Source organism: Nostoc sp. 'Peltigera membranacea cyanobiont' 213 (genome assembly GCF_002245975.1).
Taxonomy (GTDB): Bacteria; Cyanobacteriota; Cyanobacteriia; order Cyanobacteriales; family Nostocaceae; genus Nostoc.
The window spans coordinates 1-16,020 of the sequence record NZ_NOLI01000165.1 but is presented as its reverse complement, the minus strand read 5'-3'; the positions used below and the strand labels follow the sequence as shown (position 1 = coordinate 16,020).

The 16,020-nt window shown below is 42.6% G+C and carries 13 protein-coding genes; 4 read left to right on the top strand and 9 right to left on the bottom strand.

Annotation, left to right across the window (positions count from 1 at the left end):
* Positions 1 to 170: 170 nt before the first annotated feature.
* From CDG77_RS29555 to CDG77_RS29530, 6 genes are all read right to left on the bottom strand, one after another.
* Positions 171 to 1,583 (bottom strand): TolC family protein, encoded by a 1,413-nt coding sequence (locus CDG77_RS29555; RefSeq protein WP_094332814.1) that lies wholly within the window; start codon positions 1,581 to 1,583, stop codon positions 171 to 173.
* Positions 1,584 to 1,699: 116 nt separating this feature from the next.
* Positions 1,700 to 2,371 (bottom strand): ABC transporter ATP-binding protein, encoded by a 672-nt coding sequence (locus tag CDG77_RS29550; RefSeq protein WP_094332813.1) that lies wholly within the window; start codon positions 2,369 to 2,371, stop codon positions 1,700 to 1,702.
* Positions 2,372 to 2,423: 52 nt separating this feature from the next.
* Positions 2,424 to 3,704, bottom strand: a complete 1,281-nt coding sequence (locus tag CDG77_RS29545) for an ABC transporter permease (protein WP_442946446.1) — start codon at positions 3,702 to 3,704, stop codon at positions 2,424 to 2,426.
* Positions 3,705 to 3,816: 112 nt separating this feature from the next.
* Positions 3,817 to 5,418 carry an efflux RND transporter periplasmic adaptor subunit gene (locus CDG77_RS29540; protein WP_094332812.1) on the bottom strand — a complete coding sequence of 534 codons (1,602 nt, stop codon included), beginning with the start codon at positions 5,416 to 5,418 and terminating at the stop codon, positions 3,817 to 3,819.
* Positions 5,419 to 5,520: 102 nt separating this feature from the next.
* Positions 5,521 to 6,075, bottom strand: coding sequence for a hypothetical protein (locus CDG77_RS29535; protein WP_094332811.1), 555 nt, complete (start codon positions 6,073 to 6,075; stop codon positions 5,521 to 5,523).
* A 419-nt stretch (positions 6,076 to 6,494) separates the two neighbouring features.
* Positions 6,495 to 7,133 carry a TetR/AcrR family transcriptional regulator gene (locus CDG77_RS29530; protein WP_094332810.1) on the bottom strand — a complete coding sequence of 213 codons (639 nt, stop codon included), beginning with the start codon at positions 7,131 to 7,133 and terminating at the stop codon, positions 6,495 to 6,497.
* A gap of 145 nt (positions 7,134 to 7,278) precedes the next feature.
* Here CDG77_RS29530 and CDG77_RS29525 point away from each other — a divergent pair, with 145 nt between their 5' ends.
* Entirely contained in the window at positions 7,279 to 8,166 is an 888-nt protein-coding gene (locus tag CDG77_RS29525) for a tetratricopeptide repeat protein (protein WP_094332809.1), read from the top strand.
* A gap of 298 nt (positions 8,167 to 8,464) precedes the next feature.
* On the opposite strand, the gene CDG77_RS29520 is transcribed toward CDG77_RS29525, so the two are convergent.
* Positions 8,465 to 8,869: a response regulator gene (locus CDG77_RS29520; protein WP_094332808.1), complete on the bottom strand. Its 405-nt coding sequence runs from the start codon at positions 8,867 to 8,869 to the stop codon at positions 8,465 to 8,467.
* A gap of 326 nt (positions 8,870 to 9,195) precedes the next feature.
* Here CDG77_RS29520 and gyrA point away from each other — a divergent pair, with 326 nt between their 5' ends.
* The 3 genes from gyrA to CDG77_RS29505 all read left to right on the top strand — a co-directional run bounded on the left by gyrA (position 9,196) and on the right by CDG77_RS29505 (position 12,697).
* Positions 9,196 to 11,730 (top strand): DNA gyrase subunit A, encoded by a 2,535-nt coding sequence (gene gyrA / locus CDG77_RS29515; RefSeq protein ID WP_094332807.1) that lies wholly within the window; start codon positions 9,196 to 9,198, stop codon positions 11,728 to 11,730.
* 6 nt (positions 11,731 to 11,736) lie between these two features.
* Entirely contained in the window at positions 11,737 to 12,204 is a 468-nt protein-coding gene (locus CDG77_RS29510; RefSeq protein WP_223270045.1) for a GNAT family N-acetyltransferase, read from the top strand.
* 307 nt (positions 12,205 to 12,511) lie between these two features.
* Entirely contained in the window at positions 12,512 to 12,697 is a 186-nt protein-coding gene (locus tag CDG77_RS29505) for a chlorophyll a/b-binding protein (RefSeq protein WP_094332805.1), read from the top strand.
* 125 nt (positions 12,698 to 12,822) lie between these two features.
* Here CDG77_RS29505 and rpoD read toward each other — a convergent pair whose 3' ends face one another.
* Both rpoD and CDG77_RS38735 read right to left on the bottom strand, forming a co-directional pair.
* Complete coding sequence (gene rpoD / locus CDG77_RS29500; RefSeq protein WP_094332804.1) at positions 12,823 to 13,992, bottom strand: RNA polymerase sigma factor RpoD; 1,170 nt, start codon at positions 13,990 to 13,992, stop codon at positions 12,823 to 12,825.
* Between the two features lie 908 nt (positions 13,993 to 14,900).
* A complete protein-coding gene (locus tag CDG77_RS38735) occupies positions 14,901 to 15,023 on the bottom strand; it encodes a hypothetical protein (protein ID WP_262985183.1) in 123 nt (40 codons plus the stop codon).
* Positions 15,024 to 16,020: the final 997 nt, after the last annotated feature.

Sequence of the window (16,020 nt, the reverse complement as noted above, 5' to 3'; positions counted from 1 at the left end):
GGGTTCTTGTATCTCACCAGACCGGGAAACGCCATAACACATCCTACGGATATTTTCATAAATCAAATCGCAAGGCTATACTTCTAACTGATAATTATAAGTAGCCAATTTTTGTAGCCAATTTTTTTTCATTGGAAGCGTGAAAGCCCTCAATCAATAATGATATGACCTTAGCGCGAAGCCCTAGAAGTAACTAAAGTTTGCAAATTAGCTAAAGCGCGATTGTAATCCAAAATAGCTGTAACTCGATTACCTTCTGCTGTTGTCAAGTCATTTTCAGCAGCAATCACCTCTGTTTGAGTACCCACACCAGCTTGGAACCTCAGCCTTGCTAAATTCAGAGCTTCCCTGGCTTGATTTAAAGCCACACCGGCAGTTTGCACATTATTTAAATTGGATTGTAATTGAGAATAGAACTGTTCTACATTAAAGCGAATTTGGTCGCGCTGGCTAGCAAATTGAGTCTCTGCGATCGCAATATCAGCTCTCGACTGAGCTGCTTTTGCTTTTGCGGCTCCCCCATCAAACAAAGTAAGATTTCCTTGGAGTCCTACTGAATAGCCATCAGTAATGCTAACGCCATCATTATACCGATCTAGCAGGTTGTAGCTGGCTGCCAAACTAATTTGCGGCCCTAGCTGAGAAAGTGCCTGGCGACGTTGTTGCTCGGCAATATTACGTTGTGCTAAAAATTGTGGCAATTCTGGACGATTTTTAAACGCTTGGACAATACTTTGTTCTACCGTCTGCTCCCAAAGACCCGCCAATTGCACAGGATCTGCGGCACTTATATCAACTGACTGCGACAAACTTAACAAGGTAGCAAGCTGACGACGGGAAATTCGTTGCTGCGAGATAGCATTAGTCAATTGTTGTTGAGCGTTTGCTAAATTAACCTGAGCTTGCAACACATCGAACCGCGTACCTACTCCAGCCTGTTCTCTGGCTTGAGTATCCCGCAAACTAGCCTGGGCATTTTCCACAGCAGATCGATTAATTCTTACTTGTTCATCCGCTTGTTGCAAATCGTAGTATTGAGTTGTGGCATTCAACTTAATTGTCAAAGACTGACTTTCAACATTAAATTCATCCACACGTAGTTGTTCTTCAGCTGCTTGAATTGTTGCTTGTCGATTACCGGAAGTATAGACATCGTAATTCAGTTGTGCTGAACCATTAAAAGAGGTGCTGCCTTGAGATGAATTGTTAGTAAAACCATTACCACTGTTAGTCACACTACTGTTGATTCCCAAAGTAGGAAATAAGGCAGCTTGAGATGCACGTACAGATGAACGACTGCGTTCTAGCTGCAATATGGCTACTTGTAAATCTCGATTGTTCCGTTGTGCTAGTTCCAAAGCTTGTGCCAAACTGATTGGTACGGTTCCCTGAATCCTTACTTCCTCCGGTTTGGTAGGGAATTGGAGAGGATTGGGATTAGGATTGAGGTAATCGGGAACCTGTACTGAGTTTGAGGAATTCTGCGGTTTTGGGGGAGTTGCTGCACTTGCTAAAGTTGGAAAAAGAATCCCCAACGCTAGGCTAACCCAGGTAGAATGCACAAACAATAAGCTAAGATTCATAAATACATGTAGTCATTAATTAGGTTTCTTTGAGGATACGATCAAAAGTTTTCATTTTGATTGACCTACAGAGATTTAAATCTTAAATTTCCTCTCTAAGGGTTGATATTAACAAATTAGCCTACAATCAAGCCATCCTGAACTCGAATAATCCTGTTGGTTTGAGCAGCAATATCTGGTTCATGAGTGACAATCACAATCGTGATCCCTTGGTTATTAAGTTCAGTCAGCAAATTCATCACCTCATGGGAAGTTTCAGTATCTAAAGCTCCTGTTGGCTCATCTGCTAAAACTAATGCAGGTCGGTTGACCAAAGCGCGAGCGATCGCTACTCGTTGTTGTTGTCCCCCAGAGAGTTGACTAGGACGGTTAGATGTGCGTCCCTGTAATCCTACTTTTTCTAGGGCTTCTAATGCCCTTTCACGGCGTTTTGGCTTGGGTAAATTGGCGTAAACCATTGGTAACATGACGTTTTCCAGCGCTGTCGCCCGCGCCAATAGGTTAAATTGTTGGAAAACAAAACCTATCCTTTGGTTGCGGATATACGCTAATTCATCATCATCAAAAGTCGTCAAGTTTCTGCCTTCAAAGATATAGTCTCCAGTTGTGGGACGATCCAGACATCCCAAAATATTCATGAGCGTGGATTTTCCCGAACCTGACGCACCCATAATCGAGACATATTCCCCCTCCTCAATAGAGAGTTCAATTCCCTTAAGGATTGGAACACTAACTTCTCCTAAATAGTAAGTTTTAGTAATAGATTCCAACCAAATCATTGTTGTCATATTAATTACGAATTACGTTAGCGTAGCAGGGCGTTAGCCCATTACGAATTATCTAGTCACTACGTAAGGCAGTGATTGGATCTAATTTAGATGCGTTCCGTGCTGGAATCACCCCAGCGAGTAAGCCAACGCTCAATGAGAGTCCAAACCCAGCAACGATCGACAAGAAAGAAATTACAAACGGAAATTTGAAAATGCTTGAAGCTACAAAAGCTAATAAAACGCCAGTTGCCATCCCAATACCTCCGCCAGCAATGGAAATCACGATCGCTTCCGCTAAAAATTGATTGAGAATTGCCGAATTAGTTGCTCCTACGGCTTTGCGAATCCCGATTTCTCGCGTCCGCTCAACTACAGAAACCAGCATAATGTTAGCAATACCAATTCCACCAACTACCAGAGAAATTCCAGCGATCGCTACCACCATGACTGTAAATAAACCCACAACACTAGTAAAGGTACTAACAATATCAGCTTGATTAGTCAGCCGAAAATCATCAGCTTGTGGGGGATAAATATTGTGACGCAGGCGTAAGAGATTGGTAACTTGAAACTGAGCCGCTTCTAATTGCTCCTGATTAGCGCCTTTGACTAAAATTCCATTTACAGAAACGCCCACCAGGGCATTGTTGCCAACTAGTCTCTTCGACATACTAGTTAGAGGAATGAAAACCTGGTCATCTCGATCCATCGGACCCTGAGCGCCTTTAGGTTCCATCACCCCAATTACTTCATAAGCCTCTCCCTGAATCCGAATTTTCTCGCCGATCGGATTTTCACCCTGTCCAAAGAGTGTTTTTTGAACTGTAGGGCCAAGAATGGCCAGCTGTGCGGCAGTATCTAGTTCTTCCTGAGTAAAATATCTCCCTTGTTGGGGGTGAGTATTTCTGACTTCTGGGTAGTTCAAATCAGTGCCATAAATGGTTGTTGAGGTGTTCTGTCCTGCATAGACAACTTGAGCAGTCCGTTGGAGATAAGCAGAAACCATCTGTGCTGATGGCGCTTGTGTAGCGATCGCCTTAGCATCTTCCCAGGTCAAGGTGCTGCTAGAACCTACTCCTTGACGGACATTTCCGCTTCTTGCAGCACCCGCTAAGATTTGGATCACATCTGTACCCAATGCTTGGATCTGTTGCTCAACCCCCTTTTGCACTCCCTGACCGACAGAAGTAATGGCAATGACTGAGGAAATCCCAATAATCACGCCCAACATAGTTAAACCTGTGCGTAATTTGTTACTCCACAGAGTCTCTGCCGCCATTGTCAAGATTTCCAGCAACGGTACTGTGCGGGTATTCTTAGCTTTGTAAAAGCCCTTAAATATCTTAAACATAAGGTTTTATTTAAAACTCATTTCTTCCTTCTCTTCTTTCTCTTCCTTTGTGTCCTTTGCGTCCTTCTCTAACGAGACGCTGCGCGAATGCGGTTCGTTAAAAAAACTCACTTTAAGGGGAACCACCACCTGAACGACCGCCACCTGAACGACCGCCACCGCCGCCAGTTCCTCTTCCGCCGCCGCCTCCGCCTGCTCCACCGCCTCCTCCTAGACCAGGGAAAACTCCTCCACGAGGTGTTGATTGCGGACGCGATCCTGGTGGGAAACTGAGTAATACTCTCTCGTTTCCTGTCAATCCAGACTTAACTTCAGTAAAGTTATTCACGGTAACGCCAGTCTCGATGCGAGTAAACACAGGTTTGTTATCTGCTCCAGCCACATACACACCTGTGGTATTTTGTTGGCGCACCACTGAGGCTGTTGGCACAACTAAAACATTTTCAACTTGACCGACTTGAAAATCTACTTCCGCATTCATCCCAGAACGCAGTAGTCTTTGAGGGTCTGAAAGCGATACTCTGACTTCAAAACTGGTGACGTTTTGCTCTACTATTGCTTGGGCAGCAATTTGGCTGACTTTACCTTCAAAGGTTTTTCCTGGGTAGGCATCTGCTTTAATCGAGACTTTTTGACCAAGGCTGATTTTGGAAATATTTGTTTCCGCTAAATTGGCGACAACTTCATTTGTTGAAGCTAGAGACAAGATTGAAGAAGAAGAAGAAGAAGCTACTTCACTACTGGCAGTTGTAGGTGTCACGAAAGCACCTGGATCGGCAAATTTCTTTGTCACCACCCCATCAAAGGGTGCGCGAATGATCGTGTCATTGATTTCGGCTTGGATGTTTTGCAGTGAACCACGAGCCGATGTTACCTGGGCGCGGGCTGCATTAATATCTTCTTGGCGCGTTCCAGCTTTCAAAAGTGCCAAAGCTTGCTGTCTCTGCTTCACCACAGCTCTTGCTTGCTCAATGTCTTCTGGACGCGACCCAGCTTTTTGTAATCCCAGTGCTTGCTGTGCTTCATTGACACTAGCTTGGGCGCTGTCGCGAGTGGCACGGATTTGGTTAAGAGTCTGAAGGGAAATACCGCCTGCATTGTAAAGCTGTTGATTGCGAACAAAATCATCTTCTCCTTGGCGAAGGGTGGCTTGAGCGCTTTGCAAACGTGCCTGTGCTTGGCCAATATCTTGAGAGCGATTACCTGCTTGTACCTTTTGCAGATTCGCCTCGGCTTCGTCTAATGCTCCCTGCGATTGGGCAATATCTTGAGGACGATTACCTGCGATCGCTTTTTGCAAATTCGCCTCGGCTTGTGCCAATTGTCCTTGAGCAGAGGTGAGTTGCCCCCGCAGATTGGAATCATCCATGTAAGCGACAATCTGTCCTTGTTTGACGATATCCCCTTCTTTCGCCAACAGTGTTTTCAAAATGCCGGAATTTTTCGGGCTGAGATTAATCGATCGCTCAGGCTTCACCGTTCCGTTTGCTGAAACTGTGATTGTTAAACTCTGCCTTTGTACAGGTCTTGTCAGCACCCGACGGCTAGCTTGTTGCTGGGAAACAACGGCTACTTGATAATAGACTGCATAGCCAATTCCCCCCAAAAGGCAAAAAGCAATTAGCCAAGAGAGCCAATTTCGTTTGCCCTTTTTTTTCTTGATCTCTGGAAGCGAAACTGATGAATCTACGGTATTTGGTGTATCAATTTTCATGTCCATTTTGTCTATAAGGAACGGCTACCAAGCTGGTTGTTCAAGGCTAAAACTATAACCTGGTAGCCTTTATACTGACAATTATTTTGGGTTAAGAGTGTTTTAAAGGTTTATTTGCAGTACCAACCCACTAGGAAGTCTGAAATAATCATCACGGACTCTTACTAATCTTCCAGCCGGAACAATTTCCTGACTGGGAAGAAGAATGTCTCCGTTGGGAAGTCTGAAGTAACCTTGATTACGCAGTCTGGCTATGGATCTAGCAGGAATAATTTGCCCATTGGGATATCTGATATCACCATTACCAAGTCTGACGACTCTGCTATAGGATTGGTTGTCACGGTTCCAATTATCCCGATCTCTAGAGTTTCTGACTTCTCCAGGATAGGATCTGCCGTTGCGGTTCAAATTATTTCTGTCTCCATTTCCATTTTCTCTATAGTTGCGTCTGCCGTCGCGATCGCGGTTCAAATTACTTCTGTCTCCAGGGTTTCCATCTTCTCTGGAGTCGCGTCTGCCGTCCCGATCCCGATCTTGATTGTTCTGAGCAACAGAGTAGGCTTTCGTCTGGGCACTTGCAGGGGCAGTCAACAGAGTGGGAACAATTATCAGGGCAGCAGCAGCTAAGACTATCGATATACGGTTTGGTTTCAACATGGAATTAAATCCTTATTTAGATTAAAGTTCTATTTTGCTTAAGTTCAAATTCAGCAATCTTGGATAGTTGCTTTTGTTTTGGGATCAAGGTGTTTGATATTTACCTCATCGTATAAATTCATACATAACAATTATCGTTCAAAAACTTAAAACCAATGTATGACCAAAGTCATAAGTAATTCCAGACTTATGTATGACCAAAGTCATCAGTTTTTTTAATGGGGAATAGGAGATGAATGAAAATATTAAATTTAACTGGTCGCGCCAGGATTCCCCGACTTCGGCCCATCTTGTCGGGGAGGAATGGCGCTCCGGGACTGGGGACTGGGAAGAGTTTTCACGCACTTGGGTAGTGGTCTGAATCCCCATCCAAGTTTTCCCAGTCCCCAGTCCCTAATCCCCAGTCCCCAGCCCTTCGTTCAATCCTGTATTGGTGCAATTCCTTGCCAGACAATATCCACAAAACTTTGGATAAATGCTGATACTTCTATGGCACGAACTTCAGAATTTAAGTAAGTTCCTATTGGTAAATTGACCCTTTCTATAATGGCTTGAGAAGAAATCTGCTCCAATAAAACGTAGTTCATCAGCGATCCGAGTAAAAGATGAGCCACTGTCTGGGGATCGCAAGGGCGAAGGCGATTTTGGTTTATTTCATGCTCTAGGAAAGCGGTCAGTGCTTTGATATCTCGTATGGGTCTTGGTTCTTTATCTCCAGGTTCGGGAAGCGCATTGCCTCGCGATCGCAGCATCATAATTTGAGGCAGCATCTCGCTATAGAATTCCATTATCTTGAAGCAAATATTGATTAGGTTTTCTTTGAGATTGCCTTTGCCACAAAGAGATTCCAACTCGTTCACCCACACGGGTTTTTCTGGAATTCCCATCGCTGCAAAAAATAATTCTTCTTTCGTTGAGAATCGCTTGAAAATTGAAGCTTCAGAAATCCCAGCCTGTTGAGCAATTTCTAAGGTTGAAGCACCAAATCCATGTTGCAGGAAAACTTGACGAGCCGCTTCTAATATTTGCTGATTGGTGATTTTGGGTGTGCGAGCCATAAATAAGTGAGTGATTACTTATTAATGTATTGCCTTAGCGATAGGCATGTCAAGAGCTAATGACGTAAGATTTTGCTACCGTCAAGAGCGGAGATCGTTTAAGCTAGCTGAAAGATTCTTTGATTAGTGGCTTAAAGGCGGTAATGTGCCTAAACATGTTCGTTTGATTTCTTTTCTAATGGTCTGTAGTTTGTGGAGTATGCCAAAAGCCGCTAACGCGCAGGCATTAATACCCCATACACTGCAACTAGATGGGACAAAGTTAGAGAAGCAGGGATTGAGTCTGGCACAAGAGGCGGCTCAACTAGCTCAGTTTCAACAGGTTGAATTAGCTTTGCCACGAGCGCGTCTGGCTAGTCAACTAGCTCCGAAGAATGATAAAGTGTGGTTGCTCTTAGGTGGATTGCAACTACAGACCAAAGAGTTTGACGGGGCGATCGCTAGTCTGAAAAAAGCGCAATCTCTCAACCCAAAAAATGGTGATATTTTGTTTGCTTTGGGTTCAGCTAATTTTCAGCAGAAAAATTACCAAGCAGCTGTTGTCAATTACCAAGACGGTTTGAAGTTAAAACCCAACGATCCAGAAGGGTTATTTGACTTGGGTAATGCTTACTTTCTGCTGGGTCGATTGCCGGATGCGATCGCCCAGTACGATAAAGCAGTCTCTCAAGATAAAAAATTCTGGCCAGCGCTCAACAACATTGGCTTAATCAACTACGAACAGGGTAATATTCCCGAAGCGATTAAGCGGTGGCAATCTGCTGTAACCCTTGATAAACAAGCCGCAGAACCTTTGTTAGCTTTGGCAGTGGCACTGTACACTAAAGGCGATCGCCAACAAGGATTAAGCTTAGGAGAAGCCGCACTCCGCATCGATCAGCGCTATGCTAATTTGAATTTTCTCAAAGAAAACCTCTGGGGCGATCGCCTACTGTCTGATACGAAAAAATTCTTAGAATTACCCCGTATTCAAGCAGCCCTACAGCAACGAGAAAACTCATCATCAGCCCCTAAACAACAGCCTACGCAATAATCAAGGGACTTCCAACTAATAAAAATATCCCATTGCTTTGTAGGTAGGGGGCAGGCCGCTCTTAGCTGGGGGAGGAACGAGCGTGTTAAGTCTAGAAATTGGGATAATTTATTTTTTGGAGTTCCCCAACAGACGCGATTAATCGCGTCTGTTAAATATTTCAACTCATAACTCATGACTTTCCTATTACCCCTTGCTTAACAGTACCTTTTCGTAGTACACCTATACTAACTAAAGACGGGAAATAGTCGCCCAAAAACCTTTGCGGGCGATTATTCCTGAAATCAGTCGTCAATTCTCACTGGTTGTCTGTGGGTAGAAGTGCAATGATTTGGTCAACAAACTGTTGATGGTCAACAACTGGCTTAGAAATATAGCCATCAGCACCGCTTTGCTTAAGAAAATTCTCGCGATCGCCTTCCATAGCATGTGCTGTCACCAAAATTACAGGTAAATTTGCTGTTTTTGGATCGGATTTTAACATTTGTGTAATTTTGATTCCATCAACAGATTTACCTTGGTAAACACTTCTCGACAGAGAAACATCCATCAAAATTAGGTCGGCTTCTCCTGATTGGGCAATTTTTATTACTTCCTCAACATTTTCAGTATGTTTCACTCCTAAACCGCCGCGCTTGGACAAAATCTTGGAAAAAACGCGGGCATTAATTAGATCGTCTTCGACAATTAAAACAGTTTTCATGAGAATTTTAGTAATAGAGGTAGATGTAAGGAGCTTAGACAATTCAAAATTACAAACGATAAAATGCAGTCATGGGAAGTATCCTGGCTATGGAGTCTATACAAATTAAGTGTGCAGCAGATTATCATTCTATTAAAACAGCTACTTGCTATCCGTTCCCTTTTTAATAGTCTATGTACATCCTTGTCATCAAGGATGATACTACTGCTTTTTCTTTTATGACTATCAATATTTTGTTAGGAATCCCACTTCATCCGTTATGCTGTGGTTGCTGCAATATTGAGTTCCGCCAGCTTTTGTGTAGTTAAATTTCAGGGAAAAAACTCATGGCAAAACAGTTAAACCTTCTCTCAACGGGACAGGTAATTCCAACAGCCCTGCACACCGAGATGCAACGGTCTTATCTCGAATATGCCATGAGCGTAATTGTCGGGCGAGCGCTACCAGACGTGCGTGATGGCTTAAAACCAGTGCATCGCCGCATTTTATATGCAATGCACGAACTCGGTTTAGTACCAGATAGACCTTATCGAAAATGTGCCCGTGTAGTGGGTGATGTGTTGGGTAAATACCATCCCCACGGCGACCAATCAGTTTACGATGCCTTAGTCAGGTTAGTGCAGGATTTTTCTAGCCGCTATCCTTTGCTAGCCGGACACGGTAACTTTGGTAGCGTTGATAATGACCCGCCGGCGGCGATGCGTTATACAGAAACGCGCCTCGCACCCATCAGTCATGAGGGAATGCTGACAGAAATCGGCGAAGAAACGGTGGAATTTGTCGGGAACTTCGATAATTCCCAGCAAGAACCAACGGTTTTACCCGCTCAATTGCCCTTTCTATTGCTCAATGGCTGTTCTGGGATTGCTGTGGGAATGGCGACAAATGTTCCACCGCACAACTTAGGGGAAGTTGTGGATGGGTTAATCGCTTTAATCGACAACCCAGATTTGGCAGATGAGAAGTTATTCGAGCTAATTCCAGGGCCAGACTTTCCCACTGGTGGCGAAATAATTGGTGAGACGGGAATTCGGGAAGCATACACCACAGGTAAAGGTGGAATTTTGCTGCGGGGAGTTGCAACTCTGGAGGAAATTCCAGCTGCTAGAGGAAGCAAGCGACGGACGGCAATTATTATTACAGAATTGCCTTATCAAGTGAATAAGGCCGCCTGGATTGAGAAGGTGGCGGACTTAGTAAATCAAGGACGTTTGCAAGGAATTTCCGATCTTCGGGATGAGAGCGATCGCGAAGGGATGCGAGTCGTAATTGAACTCAAACGCGATACCAATCCTCAAGAAGTTCTCCAGCATTTGTATCACCAAACTGCTTTACAAATGACCTTTGGGGCAATTCTGTTAGCGATCGTCAATGCACAACCCCGCCAGTTAAGTTTGCGTCAATTGTTGCAGGAGTTTTTGAGTTTCCGGGAAGAGACGCTAAACCGTCGCTACAATTACGAGTTGGGGAAAGCTCAAAGTCGCGTGCATTTGGTAGAAGGTTTACTCAAAGCCCTATCTAATTTGGATCGAGTAATTGAAATTTTACGCCAAGCTCCCGATGGAAGTACGGCAAAAATAAATCTTTGTAGCCAACTAGATTTGAGTGAGGTACAAGGAGATGCAATTTTGGCTATGCCGTTGCGCCGCCTAACCAGTTTAGAACAGCAAAATTTGCAGCAAGAATTTGAGCAAGTTAGCGAACAAATTAGTTCCCTAGAACAATTACTCAACGATCGCAGAGAATTACTCAAGGCGCTGAAAAAAGAATTGCGATCGCTCAAGCGCAAGTACAGCGATCCCCGACGCACAAAAATCGGAGAAGAACAAAAGTCTAAGGCAGAGGATCTGAGGAGTAGAGGAGTAGAACAGGAAGAGGAAAATCTGAAATCTTCTGAACCGGCAGATGAAGCAATTTTAGAATTTACCCAACGGGGTTATGTCCGTCGCACCCAACCATCTGGGAGAAAGTCAAAAGCTGAAAATGGTCTACATGATAATGACTTCATTATCCAAACTGTGTTGACTGACACCCAAAAAGATTTACTAATCCTAACTGGTGGCGGCAAAGTCTACCCTGTGAATGTGGGAGAAATTCCCCCAACAACTGGGCGTTCTCCCCGGGGAAAACCTTTGATTACTATGCTCAGTAATACTGCTCAAGGCGCTCAAGAAGCTGTGGTTAGCCGCTTTGTACTACCGGACAATCTCGAAACTCAACAGATGATTCTCTTAACAAAACAGGGAAGAATTAAGCGTCTGTCCTTGGGAGAATTCACAAACTTGACGCGGCGCGGAATCACGATTTTGAAGCTCAAAGACGATGATGAATTGTCATTTACCCAATTCACCGCTCCTGGAGCGCATCTGATTTTAGCTAGTTCTGGTGGGCGAGTGTTGCGTTTTGCAGCCAATGATGAACAGTTACCGATCATGGGTCGCGCAGCAATGGGTTTACAAGCATTTAGACTATTGAAAAATCAGCAAATGGTTGGCTGTGTCACTGTCGGCAAAGATGACCAATTGTTGCTAGTTACTCAAGAAGGATATGCCAAGCGGATGGCTGCAAGTCAGTTAAGAGCGGCTAATCGCGGCGATTTAGGGACACAAACGCTGAAATTTGCAAGCAAAACTGATAATTTAGCTGGTATGGTCATAGCGATGCCTTCTCTACGAGACGCTACGCGAACGGCGGGCTACGCCAATGCATCTGCGGAGGTCGCTTTAGTGACGAATAAGGAGCGGGTAGTGCGAATATCTGTGGAAACCGTGCCGATTTTAGGTAGGGATGTGAAAGGTGAAAGTATTATCCAACTCAACCGCGATGAAAAAATCATTACTGTTGCGGAAGTGCGATCGTAAATCAGAGTGATTTTCAACTTGCGACAAGCCAACTTGCAGGATTTAGAGGCGCTAATCCAACTGCGTCTCGAACTCCTGCGGGAGACTGGCGAAATTAAAGGTAACTCTGACACCACAAACCTAGCAGAAGCAACTCGAAAATATCTTGGCGAAAAAATGCCGTCGGGTGAGTTTTTAGCTTGGGTAGCTGAAGTGGATAGTCAAATTGTTGCCACTAGCGGCTTAGTACTTTTTCAACGGCCCCCTTACAACGGCAATCTCTCAGGCTTAGAAGCCTACATTATGAATGTGTATACAATTCCGATGTGGCGAGGACAGGGAATTGCTACAGCATTGTTAAAGGAAATTATCAGCTTTGTGAGAGCAACTGAAGCAAAACGCCTCTGGCTTCACGCCACTGAGGATGGTAAACCTATGTATGAGAAGTTTGGTTTTGTCTTGACTTCAAAAGAAATGGAAATTTTCTACTACTGACTAAAATTATCAATACATTTTTAATTTAAAATAATAATATCTATCTATATAAAGGGATTTACATAAAGTATTTGATAATTAGTCTCAATAAAGTTATATTATTTATAAGGCTAAAAATCTAGATAACATTTCTTCTCCCTCAGTAAATCTCGCTGAAGGTTGATGTTTTAATATGTATAAATAGCTATATCCATTTATGTCAAGGTATGGAAATAAAAGTATAAAACATGTTGCTTTTCTAAAAATATTTGTTATATTAGTTTACATAAGGCAATAAACCTTAAAAATTAAGTTTGGAGTCCGAACCATGACAAACGTAAGCACAACAAAAGTAACTACTCCTGTAATTGAAGATCGCAACGCTTGGCGTTGGGGCTTTACCCCACAAGCAGAAGTTTGGAACGGTCGTTTGGCAATGATTGGCTTTTCAGCAGCTATTTTGGTTGAAGTTTTCTCTGGTCAAGGCTTCCTACATTTTTGGGGCATCCTATAAGTTTTAATATCTAAGATGACCTATAAATAAAAAAACCTGGAGTGATAATTCACTACCAGGTTTTTTATTTGTTTGTCATTTGTCAGTTGTCATTTGTTTTTTTACTAATGACCAATGATTAATAACTACCGAATATATTCCTTGAGAACGCTGTTACGATTGGGGTGGCGTAACTTACGAAGTGCCTTCGCCTCAATTTGACGAATCCGTTCGCGGGTAACGTTGAAAATCTGTCCGATTTCCTCAAGGGTTTTCATCCGACCATCATCCAAGCCGTAACGCAGTCTGAGGACATCGCGTTCGCGGGGGCTGAGGCTGTCGAGGACTTTTTCCAAGTCTTCGCGCAGAAGATTTTTGGAAACTTGGTCTTCTGGCGTTTCACCATCAGATTCAATAAAATCGCCCAATCGAGAATCTTCTTCTTTACCAATAGGCGTTTCTAGTGAAATAGGCAACTGGGCGGATTTAGCAATAAACCGCAACTTCTCAATGGTCATTTCCATCCGAGTAGCGATTTCTTCTTCGGTTGGTTTGCGACCCATTTCTTGAGATAGTAACTTGGTAGTTTTCTTAATCCGAGAGATGGTTTCGTAAAGGTGAACTGGAAGACGAATTGTGCGGGATTGATCTGCGATCGCGCGGGTAATTGCTTGACGAATCCACCATGTAGCATAAGTAGAGAACTTATAGCCTTTTTCGTGGTCAAACTTTTCAGCGGCACGAATCAAACCGAGACTGCCTTCCTGAATTAAGTCTTGGAACGACAAACCACGATTCATGTACTTCTTAGCAATTGAAACCACAAGACGGAGGTTAGATTGCACCATCTTGTCTTTCGCCCTGCGACCAACATGGAGGCGATAACGAAAGGCTGGTAGTGGCAGCTGTACTGCTTCTGCCCATTCACTATCCCGAGGATCGCGATCCAACTGTTCTGAGAGTCTTTCCCGCACCCTCTCTAATTCCAGTAAATCGGCGATTTTCCGCGCCAATTCGATTTCTTCGTCTGCCCGCAACAGCCGAATTCTACCAATTTCTTGCAAGTAAAGCCGAATGGAATCTTCTGTGTAATGCTTTTTCTTGCTTTGTGTCCGACGACGCGATTTAGCGGCTTTTCCAGACTTTGCGTCGTCCTCATCAGTCTGAGGCTCTAAAAATTCATCGTCACCTTCATCGATGATAAGCAAGTCCTCTTCATCATCTATTAAGAGTTCTTCTAACTCGAGCTCAGGCTGATTCATTATTTCTAGTTCAGGCTGATATATGCTTTCGAGTACGTTGTTAGCCTGGTTCATGCCGCGTTCCTCATGCTCCTTGCAGAATCAATTACTCAAGATGTGTTTACTGCTCTTTTAAACGAGCCAATTGTCAACCGAAAATAAGTTTTTTGGCAGATTTGCCAGAAATATTTTCGGACATTTTACTCCTCCTGTTGGAGGTTTTTTAGTTTAGTTTAAGCTATCTATAAAAGTGATTTGCTCACCTTAGTAAATGTTATATGTGTTGCTATCACATACTGCTTTCAACTAACTGGTCAAAAAAAATACTTGTCTTTCTAAAAAAATTTGCCACTCTATACTAATGAGTTCAGACTGTTGGCAGATTTTCCTATAAAGACTCTTCCGATTGTAGCCTGTTTCACAGAAATTGCACTCTTTTTGTGTATTAATCATGAACTCTTACAGCAATTGTTAGCCACTATTACCAAAAAGACATTAAAAACGGGAGTTATACCCTTAAATTTTTTTCAACTTTTCGGAATTCTAGTGACGCTCTTATTACATTACAAGGTAAGTATGCTTGCTCCTGCCCGGTTCTATGTATTTTACACAACATTAACTACTTAGAAAAAGTGCATTTTATGTTAACTCAGATGAGAAGTCTTAATCTACCCATTTTTACATTTCCTTCATAAATTACGCATTCCTGAGATTAAAGCTAGTCTTTCGATTGGGTAAATACAACCAGGGTGGTAGTGCTTGCCTTAAAGTAGTTAACCGTCTGCTTACTAATTACCTTAACTGAGGAGTTGAGGCTTTGGCAGAATTGACCTGATAGTAGATCAATTTAGGTTTAACTAATTCAGCCTTATTCACACGTTAGCGCACTGTGGCGATTTCAGCCCTATGAAACTTGACAAACTCTTCTTATTGTATACAAGGATATTTTAATCAATTCAAAAACAATTTGTCCTGTGAACTCGCTAGTATAGTCCTATTTTAGGCAAAAGTTCATTAGATACATACGATACAATAGCGATCGCCACGGCAGTATATGAAGATATTAACAAGTTTTCAGCCAGATGGTGTGTGCTTTCAGTAGCCATTACTCCAAACCGAGAGAATCAAGAAGATTACCTAATGATTTTAGTTACAAAGCTTTTTTGCGTAAAAGAATTGTAAATTTAAATACTTTTATTTCGGTAAGTTTCTGTCATCTTATGATGAGAAATCCCCAATATACCTATTAATTGCTGTTTGATAGATGATATTCAGTTATTTTATTAAAGGATAACAAATGTGTTTCTAGTTGGTAGACAAAATTAATTAGCTAGTACTGCTTTTCTACGAAACGCTACGCGTTCGATAATTCGTAATTACTATTGTGTAAGGGTTTTAGACATTTTAAACGGGTGGTTTATTTCCGCCGAACTGTACTAGTCAGTGCAAAGAGTTTTGTCTTGACTAACTTCCCAATAAAATTGGTAGTTTTACTAACACTTAAATATTGAATTTTTGTAAAATATTGACAATAAGCAAATCTTATGATTTTCCACTAAGTAGAACAGGGTAAATAATTAAAGGTTTGTAGTGAGAACTTTAGTTCTCAAATCAGGACTAAAGTCCTTACTACGAACTGATTTTCGCTAAAGTTACATTACTTTACATAATTTGTTTTTTCAAGTCGTTCTACTTAAGGGACTTCCAAATAAAAAAATACTCAACTACTTCTTGTGGGGTGGGCAACATGAGCGCCCATATACAAAGGCGGGCAAGATGCCCACCCCACAAGATTGGGTAATTTATTTATTGGAAGTCCCTAACTTAGAATTTACCTAAGAGCTAGGGAATAAGAAACCGCAGAGTGGATACAATGTTTATAGATTCCTTAGTTTGCCATCAGCCAAAAGAAGTATTTTTATAGCAATTTCGGATACAAAAAAGGTAATGGGTGAAAACGGATCGCTCATTACCAATGTCACAAATTATTTAAGTAGTGTTAGGGAATTGATAGTGAACTACCCCTACTTACCGAGTCCGGTTGAAGTTGGGGCTTCTGTAATCACAGGGGAGTGCCTAAACTTAGACTTTCGCCCAAGAGTA